Raw genomic sequence first — 13,951 nt, forward strand, 5'->3', positions numbered from 1 at the left:
TTAACGCAAAGACCGCGAGGAGGTTGTTAGCCGGGCAATCTGCGCGCGGTCGCCGCGCTCATGGCGGCGATCTTGGCCTCGCGCCGGGCCGTCCGCACGGCTCGCTTGACCGACCGCTGGGAGCGCTTGATCGAGTGCTGGGAACGGTCGACCGCGTGGCTCGCGCGGTAGCCCAGACCCGGCCGCCCCTCGGTGTCGACCGCGGCCAGCAGCAGACCACCGAGCAGGCCCAAGTTCTTGAGGAACTGGCCCTGCTGTTCCTTGGAGTCGGGACGCGAGCGGTCCCAGAACGGGTGCTCGGCGATCGTGGCCGGCACCAGGTTCGCCGCGAGGACGAGGGCGGCGGGCCGGGTGAAGTGGCCGGTGGCCAGGGCCAACCCGGCGAGCACGTCGCTCGCGCCCTGGATGCGCACCAGCGTGCGGGTGTCGGTTGGTATGCGGGGGTCGACCTTCTCGAGCAGCGGCTTGAGCGGCTCGCTGACCCGGGCGGCGGACTCCTCGAAGGCCTCGGGCTTCAGCAGGGACCGGACGCCTTGGACGACGAAGATCGACGCGAGCATCGCGCGGGCGGCAGTGCGTACGGGCTTCATGCCTAGGGTTATACCCGCCCGGCGCGGATCACACCGGCTGCGTTCGCAGGTAACGGCCGAAATGCGGCACCGTGAAGGCGACCGTGCCGCGTTCCCCCGAGTAGATGAGGCCCTTCTTGATCAACGCGTCGCGGGCGGGCGAGAGGCTGGCCGGCCGGCGGCCCAGGGCGGTGGCGATGTCGGCGGTGGGGACGGCCGCATCCATGTCGTTGCCGGCGTCGCCCTCGCCCGAGAGCACGGCCATGGCCCGCATGTACTCGCGCTCGGCCGGGGTGGCCCGCTCGAACCGGGAGCCGAAGAAGCCCACGGCCAGTTCGGCCTCGGCCTCGGGAGCGGCCACGCGGACGTCGGCGTCGGTCACCGGGGACTGCGGCGCGTGGTCCCAGGTGGCTTTGCCGTACGCCTGGACGAAGTACGGATAACCGCCGGACTTCTCATAGAGCAGGTCGAGCGCCTTCGCCTCGTACTCCACCTCTTCCCGCGCGGCCGGGGCGCAGAGCGCGAGGTCGGCCGCGACCCGGTCGAGCCGGTCGATGCGCTGGTAGCGGAAGAGGCGCTCCGAATACGACTTGGCCGCCGACAGCACGGCCGGCAGGTGCGGCAGCCCGGCGCCGACCACGATCAGCGGCGCGCCCAGCTGGGACAGCTCGTGACAGGCGGCGCAGAGGGCGGAGACGTCGGCCGGGCCCAGATCCTGCATCTCGTCGATGAACAGGGCGATGCCCGTGCCGACGTCGGTGGCGAGCGAGGCCGCGTCGGTGAACAGCTCGACCAGGTCGATCTCGATGTCGCCGGAGTCGGCCCGGCCCCGGGCCGGTGGCACGTCGATGCCCGGCGCCCAGCGGTCGCGCAGCTTGGCCGAGCTGTCGTTGGCCCGCAGCGCGAACGCCTTGAGCACGGCGAGCACGTCGTCGACCCGGTCGGGGTCGCGGTGGTGGGGCGCGAGCTCGCGGATCGCCATGTGCAGCGCGGCCGAGACGGGGCGGCGCAGCGACTGGTCGGGACGGGCCTCGATCTTGCCAGTGCCCCACAGGCGGCCGATCGCGGCCGAGCGCAGCGTGTTGAGCAGCACGGTCTTGCCGACGCCGCGCAGGCCGGTGAGCACCAGGCTGCGTTCGGGGCGGCCGCGGGCGATGCGTTCGAGCACGACGTCGAACGCGTCGAGCTCGCGGTCACGACCGGCCAGTTCGGGTGGGCGCTGGCCGGCGCCGGGGGCGTACGGGTTCCTCACCGGATCCACGCATTGCACCGTATCGGGTTGTCTAGCGAAATGGCTAGAGTGCGCTAGCAAGACCTCGCGAGTGGCCGTCGAGGATGGTCTACCGCTTTCTAGCCTTGACGCTAGACACCGCTAGAGCGGGCTAGGATGCCCGGTGCTCCTTGAGGCAGAGCACGAAGTCGAGGTCGTCGAGCGAGCTGTCGTAGAAGAACCACTTCGTGTAACCGGTGACCTTCGAGCACTTGCGCTCGGCGTCCTTCTCACCCGTGGTCTTGCCCTTGATCCGGTCGAGCACCTCGTAGGTGCCGCTCGTGCAGGCGGTGGCGCGCATGTTGGGCTCCCCGTCGGTGCCCTCGTTGACCACGCAGTCGCCCTTCTTCACATAGAAGCGGGCGTCCTCGCTGCCCTGCGGGGCCGGGCCGGCGACCGGCGTGGTGGCCGACGCGCTCGGGGAAGCCTCGTTGCCGTTGTTGTTGCGCTCGTTGAGCAGCCACGCCGTCGCGCCCAGCCCGACCACGATGAGCAGGCCGAGCGTCACCACCAGGGCGATGATCGGAGTGTTGCGCTTCGGCGGGGGTGGCGGCGGCTGCCTGTCCCAGGAGGACTCGTTGACCACCGGGCCCATCGGAGCGGAGTGGTAATTCACCGGTTGCTGCGGGATCGACGGCGGATGACCACCCCAGGAGGGCTGGCCCGAGACGGGAGCGCCGTGATCACTCCAGGGGTCGGCCGGCTCCGCATACGGCTCGTCGGAGCTCCCGTGCGACCACGGTGGGCCGGAGTACGGGCCGTTCTGGGACATGAGGATTTCCTCCGGAAGCGGATAACGCTGGTGCCACCGTAGCGTGCGGTGCCGACACAAACCCGGACGGAATCGCCGCCGGTGTCGGCAACACGACCAGCAAACCGATCGTCCGGCTACTACGGTGCCGATCCGTGTCCGTACCCCTGGTTGTTCTCGCGGCCGTCTTCGGCGGTTCCGCGGCCGCGTTCCTCCCCCGCGTCGCGCATCGGCTCGCTGTCTCCTTCGGAGAGCCGCCCCGACTCGCGTGCGCCCGCTGCGGCCGGCGCTTCGCGACCGGGCCGGCCGGGTGGGTCCGGGTGGGTGCGTTTTGTCGGTGTTCCCGCCCGTACGCGATGACGGTGCTGACCGGCGCGGCGGCGAGCACGCTGCTGGCCGCCACCCTCGGGCCGTCCTGGCTGCTGCCGGTGCACCTGTCGGCGATCGTGCCGGGACTGTTGCTGGCCCTGATCGACCTGCGCTGCCTGCGCCTTCCGGACAAGCTGGTCGGGGCTCTGGCGGTCATCGCCGTAACGCCGCTCGCCCTCTTGCGGCCGGAGCGTCTCGGTTCTGCGCTCGTGGCCGGCGGGTTGATCCTCACCGCGTACCTGGTGATCGCTCTTCTGCCCGGGCACGGCCTCGGCCTGGGTGACGTGAAGCTGGCGGCCGTGCTCGCGACGATCCTCGGTTTCACCGGCTGGCCATCCGTCGTCGTCGGCCTGGTCGTGCCTCACCTGATCAACGGACCGGTCGCCCTGGCGATGCTGCTCGCCCGCCGCCGCCGGCCGATCCCCTTCGGACCGGCGCTGCTGGCCGGGGCCCTGATCGCCGTCACAACAGCCTGAGCTGGCGATCCTTCGGCCGGGAGGGCACCGTGTCACCGAGCCGCTCGAACAATCCGGAATCGATCACGTCGAGGAACGGGCTCGGGCTCTGTTCCCGCTCGCTGCCGTGCCGGAACCGGCGGGCCGCGTGGGTGACGTACAGCCTGTCCTGGGCGCGGGTCAGGCCCACGAAGAACAGCCGGCGCTCCTCGGCGATGTCGTCGTCCGAGGCGGGACTGCCCGGCCAGCGCAGCGGCAGCAGGCTGTCTTCGCAACCGACCAGGAACACGATCGGGAACTCGAGACCCTTGGCCGCGTGCAGGGTGAGCAGGTTGACCGCCTCGGCCCGCGGATCGAGCGCGTCGACCTCGGCGCCGGTGGCGATCTCCTGCAGGAAGCGGGGCAGATCTTCGCCGACCCGCTGGGCCAGCGGGCGCAGCAGGTCGGCCGCGGTCCAGATGTCCTCGGGGGCGACCTGCTCGCCGTCCAGGGTGGGCGCGGCGAAACGCTGGGCCAGCACCTGCGCGGTGAGCTTGAGCCGGGCCACGAGCGATCCGGCCGGCCCGCCGGCGTGCTGCAGCTCGCGGGCGATGTGCTGCACGCCGGGCCGGTCGCGCAGCCGGTTGTGCGAGCGCTTCTGCACCGGCACGCCGGCCCGGGAAAGCGCCTCGACGATCGGGCCGGACTGCGAGTCGGTGCGGTAGAGCACGGCGACGTCCGAGAAGGACAGGTTGCCGGCCGCGACCGAGCGGGAGTCGACCCGGCCCGAGTCGAGCGACCGGTGGGAGAGGCCGCCGACCAGGTCGTCGATGGTGCGCACGACGAAGTCGGCCTCGTCGGCGACGCTGGCCGCCGGGTAGCGGCCGACCAGCGGCGCCTCCGGGTCGAGCCGCGCGGGGTCGAGCCGGCGGCCGCTGACCAGCGTCGACGGGGCGATCGCCTGGACCGCCGCGGCCAGGATCGGCGCCGACGAACGGTAGTTGCGGGTCAGTCGCACCAGCCGCGCGTCCACGAAGTCCTCGTTGAACCGCAGGAAGTACTTCACGTCGGCGCCGCGGAACGAATAGATCGCCTGGTCGGGGTCGCCGATCGCGCAGAGGTTGCCGTTGGCCGGGCTGAGCAGGCGCAACAGCTCGTACTGAGTCTCGTCGACGTCCTGGTACTCGTCCACGAAGATCCACTGCCAGCGGCGGCGGTACTTCTCGACCAGGGCCGGCTCGTCGCGCAACAGGGCGACCGGCATGGTGATCAGCTCGTCGAGGTCGACCAGATCCTGCTGGCGCAGCAGCTTCGCGTACGCGTGGTCGTCGTCGCCCGCCTGCTCCCGGGCCTCCGCCCGTTCGCCCTCGTCGGCGATCCGCCAGTGCGCGCCGAGACCGGCGGCCCGCGCGTTCTCCTTGAGGATCGTCAGGCCGACCGAGTGGAACGTGCCGACCGTGATGTCCTCGCCCACGTCGCCGAGCAGCGCGTCGAGCCGCTCGCGCAACTCGCCGGCGGCCCGGCGGGTGAACGTGATGGCCAGGCAGCGCTCCGGGAAGACGCCCAGCTCGGCACAGAGATAGGCGATGCGGTGGGTCAGCGTACGGGTCTTCCCCGTGCCGGGACCGGCCACGATCAGCAACGGCCCGCCCGGGGCGGACGCCGCCACCCGCTGCATCGCGTCGAGTCGGTCGAGCAGCCCGGTGCCGACCTCTTCCATGCCGGCCAGCATCGGCTCGAACGGCTCGTGCGGGCTGGCCGGCGGGGTGATCGGCGGCGCTTTTTCGGGCGCTTTCGGCGGCTTGACGGACTTGACCGGCTTCGGCTTGGCGGCCGGCTCCGGTTTCCGCTGCTGGGGCACGTCGAAGAGCGTCTCGACCTGCGGCGCGCTGGCCCGGTTCCGCAGCTCGCCCTGGTCGAAGAGGGTGATCACGCCGTACTCGCCGTCGTAGCCCGGCACCCGGCGCACGTCGCCGCGCCGCAGGCGGGTGATGCCCTCACGCAGCTCGTCGCCGCCGGCCTGACCGATCGCGTCGACCGGCACCTTGCGCAGAATGTCGAGTTCCGAGCCGAGCGTCGCCACCAGGTGGTTGAGCTGGGCCTCGACCGTCTTCGATTTGGGGCCGACGCCGTTGATCTCGCCCAGGATCTCGTGCAGCTGGATCAGATGCTCGACGTGGTCGTCGCGGTGGAAACCCTCGGGCCGGTCGGCCAGATCCTCGATCCGGCTCAGCACGCCCACGGTGAGCGGCTTGCCGCACTCGGGGCAGCGGCCGCCGTGCTCGCGGGTGCGCTCCGGCTCCCAGTTCACGCCGCAGGCCCGGTGCCCGTCGGCGTGATACTTGCCCTCCTCGGGGAAGAACTCGAGCGTGCCGGCCAGGCCGGACCCGACGCGAACGGCGGCGTAATCGGGCGTGCCGGTGAAGAGCGTCGCCTCCCGGGCCAGCGCGGCCGGCGAGTGGGCGTCCGAGTTCGACACCAGGCGGTAGCGGTCGAGGCTGGAGACCCGCCAGTTCATCTGAGGGTCGGAGGAAAGACCGGTCTCGACCGCGGTGACGTGCTCGGCCAGGTCGGCGTAGCAGTCGGCGATCGCGTCGAAGCCCGACTTCGAGCCCAGCGCCGAGAACCACGGCGTCCAGATGTGGGCCGGCACGAGGTAACCGCCCGACTCCAGGGTGATCTCGAGCAGGTCGCGGGAGTCGAGACCGAGGATCGGGCGCCCGTCGGCGGTCAGGTTGCCGATCCGGCCCAGAGCGGTGTTGAACCGGGCCGCCGCTCCGAAGTCGGGCATGTAGATCAGGTGGTGCACCTTGCGAGTGCGATCGTCACGCTTGTAGATAGTCGAGATCTCGACGCTGAGCATGAACGCCGCCGCCGGGCTCGTCTGCAGCGAGCCCGGCAGGCGCTTGGTGACCTCGGCCTCCTCGGCGTAGCCGAAGAGGCCGGCGCCCCGATCGATCAGGTTCTCGCGCAGGTGGTCGAACCAGGCCGGGTGGGTGAAGTCGCCGGTGCCCAGCAGGGCGATGCCCTTGCGGCGGGCCCACCAGGCCAGGTTGGGCAGGGTCAGATCACGGCTGCAAGCACGCGAGAAGCGCGAATGAATGTGGAGGTCCGCGACGTACGTGTCCGCGGCAGAACCTGCGTGGTCCGAGGGCACGCGCTGCATCCTGTCACGCCCTCCACCACTCGCACGAATCGCCACGCTTGACGGACTTACGGATCTTGATGCCTATCCGGGGGAGCGCAGCTCGATCACACTCACCTGCGGCGGCGCGCCGACCCGGACCGGCGGTCCCCAGAAACCGGCGCCATTCGTGACATAGACCGGCACACCGTCGACCTTCCCGAGCCCGGAGACGACCGGTTGCTCGAGCTTGACCAGCAGGTTGAAGGGTGCCATCTGGCCGCCGTGCGTATGGCCGGAAACTTGAAGATCAACCCCGAACGGGGCCGCGTCGCGGGCGGCGATCGGCTGGTGGGCCATGAGCACCACCGGCCGGGACTGGTCGCGGTCGCCGAGCGCCTGGACAAAATTGGGCGGGTCGCCCGACTCGGCGCCGCCCAGGTCGTTGACGCCGGCCAGGTCGAGGCCGCCGATTTCGAGGCGTTCGTTGCGCAGCGGGCGCACGTCGAGGCGCGCGACCTCGTCGACCCACTCCTGGAAGCCGGAGTAGTACTCATGGTTCCCGGTCACGAAGTACGCCCCCTGCCGCGACTGGATGTCGGCCAGCGGCGCCGCGAACCGCCCCAGTTCCGCCACGCTGCCGTCTACAAGGTCACCGACGACGCACACGATGTCCGCCTGCACCGAATTGATCACGTCGACGATCCGGCGGGCGTGATTCATGCCGGTCAACGGCCCGAGGTGGATGTCGGAGACGACGGCCAGCCGGGTGCCGTCCATGGCCCGGGGAAGCTTGGCCAGCGGCACCTGGATGCGGTCGACCCGAGGACCGCCCAGCGCCGTCCGCACGCCGTAGCCGGTGACGCCGACCGCGGTGAGGCCCGCGAAGATCGCTGCGCCACGGGCCAGCACGAGCCGCCGGTCGATGCCCGGCTTGTCGTTGCTGCCCGGGGTCTCGCCCCGGCCGGGCTTCTCGCCGGTCAGCGGCTTGTCGCCGTCACCGCCGGTCGGTGGCTTCTCGGCCGTCAGCACCGACTCACCCTGGCCTGCGCTGGGCGCCGTGCTGACGGTCGCGGCTTCCATTTCCGGACGCCGTCGCGAGCGCCACGCCAGTGTCAGCGCGAGCCGGGGAATCTCGAGCACGGCCAGCGTGACCAGGAGGTAGAACATGACCGCGATCCACAGGTAGCCGGGCCAGGCCAGCCACGGAAGGGCCCCCGACCGCACGCCGATCAACGTCGCGGGCGCCAGCACGGCCAGTCCGACGAAGACCACCGCCCCGATCCGGCGGGCGCGCTTACCGGGCAGCGGATCTTTGACGAGCCGCTTCCACAGGTAGAAGTGAATCAGGCCGATGACCACAAAGATCAGCCCGACGAATACCACCAAGATGTCCTCCCCCAGCCACTTGTCCTCGGTAAGTGTCCTGGTCCTTCCTGAGAGCGGACTGACGAACCGTCGATCCGGTCAGAGGCGGTAGTTCCGAAGGGCAGCGAGGAAGGCCGGCATCTCGGCGATCTGCTCGGCGGCCCGGCGCTCGACAGCCGCGAGTTCGCGGGGCCCGAGATCCTGGTCGCCCAGCGACATCCGCAATCGCTCGGCCAGCCGCCCGAGGCGCAGTCCGGCCCGCCGGGCCAGCACGTCGGGACCGCCGAACGGGGTTCCACCGGCGCCGACGTACGCCTCGAAGGTCCGCCGGACGGCAGCCGGATCAGGAGCGGTCCGCCCCCGTCGCGAGAACTCCAACGTCGCGTGCGCCGCTTCCAGGCTCGCGCTGTCCGCCCCGGCCACGTCCCAGTCGATCAGCACCGGCCCGCCACCGGTCATCATGACGTTCCACGGCTCGACATCCCGGTGTGTCACGACGTAGTCGCCGGCCGCCGTGAAGCTCCGCGCCACCCAGCCGGCCGCCTCCAGCACGTCCGTCATGTGCAGCCGTAGGAGAGCGGCCCAGCTGCGCCCGTCCCGTTGCCCGTCGTTCAGCCAGCCGTGCCACATCTCGGGCCGGTCCATCCGGTACCAATCGGGCGGCCTCGACGCGTCCGCGGTCGGCGTCAACTGATGGAGCCGGGCCAGCGTCTCACCCAGCCATGCGGCGACGTCGTCCCCGTCACCGAGCGGCTCCCCGTCCACCCAGTCATAGGCGCGCACCCACCCGATTCCCTCGATCGCCGCGGCGAAGCCGAGCCGTTTCCTGGCCGGGCCGTTGTCGTGGTTCATCGGCTCGACGAGAGGCGGGATCGGCCGGGCCATCGAGATGCCGACGGACAGCGCCAACTGTTCGAAGTCCATCGCTCGCGCGAAGTCGTCGAGCCAGTCCTCGGCCGCGACGTGCTTGATCAGCGCGGAACCGTCCCGAGTGACCAATCGCCACGTCTGGGAGCTGCGAAAACTGACCGGCGCCAGCTCCTGGGTCGGCGTTCCCAGCCCGAACGACTCCGCAACCGCCCTGGCCTGCCGCCGTGCGATCTCCCGTTCTGATGCCACTCCGACCCCCGGATCGTTCGCGAACTCCGATTCTCGCGAACTCCGATTCTCGCGACCCGGACGAGCCTCCGCCGCCCCGGACGATCGGCCCCCGCCCCGGACGATCGGCCGCTGCCCTAGGCGATCGGCCGCTGCCCTAGGCGATCGGCCGCTACCCGGGCGATCGGCCGCTGCCGGAAGGCGGTCGGGCGGTCAGCCGCCGGCGAAGGGAGGCAAAATGTCGACCGTGGCGTCGGCCGGCAGGGGAGCGGCCTGGTCGTGACAGGTCAGCCCGTCGACCAGGAAGCTGGCCGCCTTGAGCACCACACCCAGGCGTTCGCCGTGCCGATCGGTCAGCCGCTGCTTCAGGTCGTCGAGCGTGGCCGCCTCCACCGGTTCGCTGCGGGTGCCGTTGGCGGCCGCTCGCGCGCCGGCGAAGTAGCGGACAGTCAATGTCGGCAACGTCAGCCTCCGATGGCGGACATGGGACGGGCCGGCTGGAGGAACGCCGGGTCGTCGATGCCGTGGCCGGCGCGCTTGCCGCTCATGGCGACCCGCCAGGCCTCGGCCACCTCGTCGTCGTTCGCGTCGTCGCGGAGCAGCTTGCGCAGGTCGCTCTCGTCGGTGGCGAACAGGCAGTTGCGCACCTGACCGTCGGCGGTCAGCCGGGTGCGGTCGCAGTCGCCGCAGAACGGCCTGGTCACACTGCCGATGACACCGACCCGGGCCGGATTGCCGGCGGCATCGACATGGCCGGGGACCAACCACGTCTCGGCCGGCGCTGTTCCACGTGAAACCGGATCGGGCAGGAGACCGAACGGCGCGAGACCGGCCAGGATCTCTTCGGCCGTGACCATGGTGTGCCTGTCCCACTGGTGCTGGGCATCGAGCGGCATCTGCTCGATGAAGCGCAGCTGATAGCCGTTCTCCAGGGCGAATCGCAACAGGGCGGGCGCCTCGTCGTCGTTGATGTCGCGCATCAGCACGGTGTTGATCTTCACGGGGGTCAGGCCCGCCGTGGCCGCCGCGGTCAGGCCACGTAGCACGTCGGCCATCCGGTCGCGCCGGGTCAGCGCCTGGAAGCGTTCGGGGTCGAGCGTGTCGAGCGAGACGTTGACCCGGTCGAGCCCGGCCTCGCGCAGCGGCCCCGCGAGCCGCTCGAGCCCGATGCCGTTCGTCGTCAGCATGAGCGTGGGCCGCGGCGTCAGCCGGGCCGCCGCCTCGATGATGCCGACCAGGCCGCGGCGCAGCAGGGGCTCACCGCCGGTGAATCGCACCTCGCGGATGCCGAGCCGCTCGACCGCGATCCGGATCAGCCGGATCACCTCGTCGTCGGTCAGCTGCTGTTCGCGCGGGAGCCAGGCCAGACCCTCCTCGGGCATGCAGTAGGTGCAGCGCAGATTGCAACGATCGGTCAGGGACACGCGCAGATCGGTCGCCACTCGCCCGAACCGGTCGGCGAGCGGGATGAGGGCCCCACCACGCATGCTCACGCGTCGAATCTATCCGCTGGAACCGATGTTGACCTCAGTCGAATCCGGCCTGTGGACGACCGACTCCGTCACAGTGCGCGCAGTGTGGATAACGCGGCCGCGCGAACCGAGCCGCGATAGCTTTCCCCGAACGCTGCGGTGTGCACCAGCAGAAGGTGCAATTGGTGCAGCGAAACCCGCTCCGGCCAGCCGTCGGCCAGCGGGTATGCCTCGTGATAGGCGCCGAGGATCGTGCCGAGGAACGGTGCCCCGCCGAACAGGGCGAGCTCGGCCAGGTCGGTCTCGCGGTGGCCTCCGTGCGCGGCCGGGTCGACGAGCCAGGCCCGGCCGTCGGCGCCCCACAGCACGTTTCCCGGCCAGAGGTCGCCGTGGGTGCGGCTGGGCTCGCCGTCGTCGTACGCCTCGAGGATCGGAAAAATACGCTCGACCAACTCGACCTCGGCCGTCGTGAGAGCTCCCCGATCGGCCGAGATCTTCAGGTACGGCCGGAGCCGGCGCTCGGCGAACCACGGCCCCCAAGCGCCGCCGGTCGGCGTGTTGTCGAGGCCGAGCGGCCCGATGAAGCCGTTCCAGTCCGCGCCGAACGACGAGGCGCCCGAGCGATGCAACCCGGCCAGGTCGCGGCCGAGCTGCTCGGCGGCCGCGCGGGTGGGCTCACCGGGCTCGATCCACTCGGTCGCGATCATCGAGGGCAGCGCGACGATGACCTCGGGCACCGGCGCCCCCGCCGACCCAAGCCACCTCAGACCCGACGCCTCGGCCGTGAAGATGCCGGCCGGAGCCTCCCCGGAGGTCCATGTCTTGGCGAAGACCGAGGTTCCGTCGTCGAGCGTCAGCCGGCTCGCGGTCGACACGCTGCTGCCGCCCACCGGCGTCTCGCGGAGGCGCTGGTGAGTGAGAAATGTCGGGAGGTGCTCGGGATGCGCGCGCAAGTACGCCTGGTCCACTGCCTTATCTTCCGCTTCGGCTTACGCACCTGGAAAATCGGAGTCAAAATGTCGGCATGAGCCCTGTCACAGTGCGTTCGTACCGTCCGAGTGACCACTCCGCGGGCCGTCGCCTGTGGTCCGAGCTGACCAACCAGCACAATCGGATGTACGGCGTGCCCGACGAGGACGCCGGTGAGGGCTTCGAGGAATACCTCACCCGGCTCGATCTGGGCGGGCTGTGGGTGGCCGACCATGCCGACGACGGTGTGATCGGACTGGTCGGCCTCGTGCTCCGGGGCCGGGCGGGTGAGGTCGAGCCGATCGTGGTCACGGTCTCCCACCGCCACAAGGGGGTGGGGCGCAAGCTGCTGCGGCACGTCGCCGACGAGGCCCGCCGGCGGAACATGACCGCGCTGACGATCTCGCCCGAGTCCCGCAACGTCGACGCGATCCGCAGCCTGCACGCGGCCGGCTACGACGTCGTCTCGTCGTTCGAACTGACCCTCGACCTGAACCGCGCCCCCCACGAGTGGCAGCAGGAGGGGCTGGAACTGCACGAGCTCCCCTTCCGCTCGTAGCTGTGGATAACCCGCGTGTCGTCCACAGGCCGTCGGTCTGGCACTCGCGGAAGGCCCTCGGTCGGCCACGCTGCCCGGCATGAACCCCGAGTGCACGATTGTCGTCCGTAGCCCCGCCGACCTCATCGCCGTCACGCCCTACCTGCTCGGCTTCCATCCGGCCGACAGCCTCGTGGTGATCGGCACGGTCGGGCGCGCGGTCAGCTTCGTCGGTCGTCACGACCTGCCACCGCCCGGCGGCGACGACACCGGCCCGATAGCGCAGATGGTCGCCCGGCAGAAGGCACAGACCGTCTCGCTCCTCGGCTTCGGCCCGCCCGAGCCGGTCAACCGGACGATCGGCGCCCTCGTGGCCGCCTTGAACCGGGCCGGCGTCCGGGTGCGCGACCAGTTGCGGATCACCGCCGGCCGCTGGTGGTCGTTCGACTGCGCCGATCCGAGCTGCTGCCCGCCTGAGGGCCTTCCCGTCCCGTCGCCGCACAACCCGATCGCCGCGGCCGCGGTCTTCCAGGGTCAGGTCGCGCTGCCCAACCGGCAGAAGCTGGTCGAGCAGGTGGCCGCGGTCGAGGGCGAGGAGCGCCGGCAGATGGCCGCTGCCACGGCGGCCCTGAACTTGAAGCTCGGCGAGGGGCTTCCCCGCACCCTGATGGGGCGGGCCGGTCGCAAAGCGGTGCTCCATGCGGAGCGACAGCATGCGGCGGGCCGGTCCCTCACGTACGACGAGACGGCTTGGCTGGGCGCCCTGCTGATCGGCCGGACGGCGTTCGACTTCGCGGTCAACCGCATCGCCGACGAGCCGTGGCACCTGCGCCTGTGGACCGAGACGACCCGCCGGGTCGAGGTGCCTTTCGTGCCTGGTCCGGCCGCGCTGCTGGGTTATGCGGCGTGGCGGGTCGGGCTGGGTCCGCTGGCCCGGGTGGCGGTCGACCGGGCGCTGCGGCACGACCCGTACCACCGCTTCGCCACGATCCTCGACCGCCTGCTGGCCGCCGGCATCAGCCACGAGGCCGTCGAGGACTTCGGCCCGCCGGCGGGCTCGGTGCGGGGAAGGGCTGCCTAGATGCACGGGCCATGGGGTCGACCGGAAGGCAGGCCTCAGCCACGCCCGAACCGGAGGGCCGCGTCAGACGGTGATCCGCTGCGGCGACGTGTAGACGTTCATGCTCCGGCCGCGCAGGAAGCCGACCAGCGTCATCCCCGCCTCGTCGGCGAGCTCGGCCGCCAGTGTGCTCGGCGCCGACACGGCCGCGAGCAGCGGGAGCCCGGCCATCCAGGCCTTCTGGGTGAGCTCGAAGCTGGCCCGCCCCGAGACGAGCAGCAGGTACCCGGTCAACGGCAGCCGTCCCTCGCGCAGCGCCCACCCGATCACCTTGTCGACGGCGTTGTGGCGGCCCACGTCCTCGCGCATCACCACCAGCTCGCCGTCGGCGGTGAACAGACCGGCCGCGTGCAGGCCACCCGTCCGGTCGAAGGTGCGCTGGGCCGCGCGCAGGCGGTCGGGCAGCTCGACGAGAGTGCCGGCGGCAACGGTGAGCGGATCGGCCGCGACGTCGAACTGCGAACGCGTGCGCACGGCGTCGATGCTGGCCTTGCCGCACACACCGCACGAGCTGGTGGTGTAGAAGTTGCGGCTCGGATCGGTGACCGGCGGCGGCACCTCGGCCCCCAGCACGACGTCGACCACGTTGTAGGTGTTCGGGGTGTCGGTGCCGGCGCACAACTGCGCGGTCACCACGTCGTCGGCGCTGCCGATGATGCCCTCGGTCAGCAGGAAGCCCATCGCCAGGTCGATGTCCTGCCCCGGGGTGCGCATGGTGACCGCCAGCGGCGCCTGGCGGACGCGGATCTCGAGCGGTTCCTCGGCGGCGAGGTCGTCCGGGCGGCGGCGGGGGTCGCCGGTCGCGTCCAAATTGATCTTCACGACTGGTCGCCGGGTCATCGTCCTCGCCATGGGTCGAGCGTAGGCCG

General features: G+C 71.1%; 13 protein-coding genes. 3 read left to right on the forward strand and 10 right to left on the reverse strand.

The features are described from left to right. Positions 1-26: 26 nt before the first annotated feature. The 3 genes from LXN57_RS35855 to LXN57_RS35865 form a co-directional block, all read right to left on the reverse strand. The gene (locus LXN57_RS35855; protein WP_251802663.1) at positions 27-590 is read right to left on the reverse strand and encodes a DoxX family protein; all 564 of its coding nucleotides are present in this window, start codon (positions 588-590) and stop codon (positions 27-29) included. 28 nt (positions 591-618) lie between these two features. Next, on the reverse strand, positions 619-1,830 hold the full coding sequence (locus LXN57_RS35860; RefSeq protein ID WP_251802664.1) for an ATP-binding protein: 1,212 nt from the start codon (positions 1,828-1,830) through the stop codon (positions 619-621). 121 nt (positions 1,831-1,951) lie between these two features. Further along, positions 1,952-2,611 (reverse strand): LppU/SCO3897 family protein, encoded by a 660-nt coding sequence (locus LXN57_RS35865; protein ID WP_251802665.1) that lies wholly within the window; start codon positions 2,609-2,611, stop codon positions 1,952-1,954. Positions 2,612-2,745: 134 nt separating this feature from the next. Here LXN57_RS35865 and LXN57_RS35870 point away from each other — a divergent pair, with 134 nt between their 5' ends. Beyond that, positions 2,746-3,435, forward strand: coding sequence for a prepilin peptidase (locus LXN57_RS35870; protein WP_251802666.1), 690 nt, complete (start codon positions 2,746-2,748; stop codon positions 3,433-3,435). On the opposite strand, the gene LXN57_RS35875 is transcribed toward LXN57_RS35870, so the two are convergent. The 6 genes from LXN57_RS35875 to LXN57_RS35900 form a co-directional block, all read right to left on the reverse strand. Further along, entirely contained in the window at positions 3,422-6,559 is a 3,138-nt protein-coding gene (locus LXN57_RS35875) for a UvrD-helicase domain-containing protein (RefSeq protein WP_251802667.1), read from the reverse strand. The two genes, LXN57_RS35870 and LXN57_RS35875, sit on opposite strands and share 14 nt — an antisense overlap. A 63-nt stretch (positions 6,560-6,622) precedes the next feature. Beyond that, entirely contained in the window at positions 6,623-7,909 is a 1,287-nt protein-coding gene (locus tag LXN57_RS35880) for a metallophosphoesterase (RefSeq protein ID WP_251802760.1), read from the reverse strand. Between the two features lie 75 nt (positions 7,910-7,984). Continuing rightward, positions 7,985-9,004: a phosphotransferase gene (locus LXN57_RS35885; RefSeq protein WP_251802668.1), complete on the reverse strand. Its 1,020-nt coding sequence runs from the start codon at positions 9,002-9,004 to the stop codon at positions 7,985-7,987. 192 nt (positions 9,005-9,196) lie between these two features. Next, positions 9,197-9,451: a MoaD/ThiS family protein gene (locus LXN57_RS35890; RefSeq protein ID WP_438872960.1), complete on the reverse strand. Its 255-nt coding sequence runs from the start codon at positions 9,449-9,451 to the stop codon at positions 9,197-9,199. Next, positions 9,448-10,470 carry a GTP 3',8-cyclase MoaA gene (gene moaA / locus LXN57_RS35895; protein WP_251802761.1) on the reverse strand — a complete coding sequence of 341 codons (1,023 nt, stop codon included), beginning with the start codon at positions 10,468-10,470 and terminating at the stop codon, positions 9,448-9,450. The genes LXN57_RS35890 and moaA overlap by 4 nt, the downstream gene beginning before the upstream one ends. A gap of 74 nt (positions 10,471-10,544) precedes the next feature. Beyond that, positions 10,545-11,423: a fructosamine kinase family protein gene (locus tag LXN57_RS35900; RefSeq protein WP_251802670.1), complete on the reverse strand. Its 879-nt coding sequence runs from the start codon at positions 11,421-11,423 to the stop codon at positions 10,545-10,547. A 56-nt stretch (positions 11,424-11,479) separates the two neighbouring features. Here LXN57_RS35900 and LXN57_RS35905 point away from each other — a divergent pair, with 56 nt between their 5' ends. Continuing rightward, the gene (locus LXN57_RS35905; RefSeq protein WP_251802671.1) at positions 11,480-11,983 is read left to right on the forward strand and encodes a GNAT family N-acetyltransferase; all 504 of its coding nucleotides are present in this window, start codon (positions 11,480-11,482) and stop codon (positions 11,981-11,983) included. A 79-nt stretch (positions 11,984-12,062) separates the two neighbouring features. Then, a complete protein-coding gene (locus LXN57_RS35910; RefSeq protein ID WP_251802672.1) occupies positions 12,063-13,043 on the forward strand; it encodes a DUF4192 domain-containing protein in 981 nt (326 codons plus the stop codon). Positions 13,044-13,106: 63 nt separating this feature from the next. Here the strand turns inward: LXN57_RS35910 and fdhD are convergent, their stop codons facing one another. Further along, the gene (fdhD, locus tag LXN57_RS35915) at positions 13,107-13,934 is read right to left on the reverse strand and encodes a formate dehydrogenase accessory sulfurtransferase FdhD (RefSeq protein ID WP_251802673.1); all 828 of its coding nucleotides are present in this window, start codon (positions 13,932-13,934) and stop codon (positions 13,107-13,109) included. Positions 13,935-13,951: the final 17 nt, after the last annotated feature.

Source organism: Paractinoplanes hotanensis (genome assembly GCF_023717965.1).
Taxonomy (GTDB): Bacteria; Actinomycetota; Actinomycetes; order Mycobacteriales; family Micromonosporaceae; genus Actinoplanes; species Actinoplanes polyasparticus.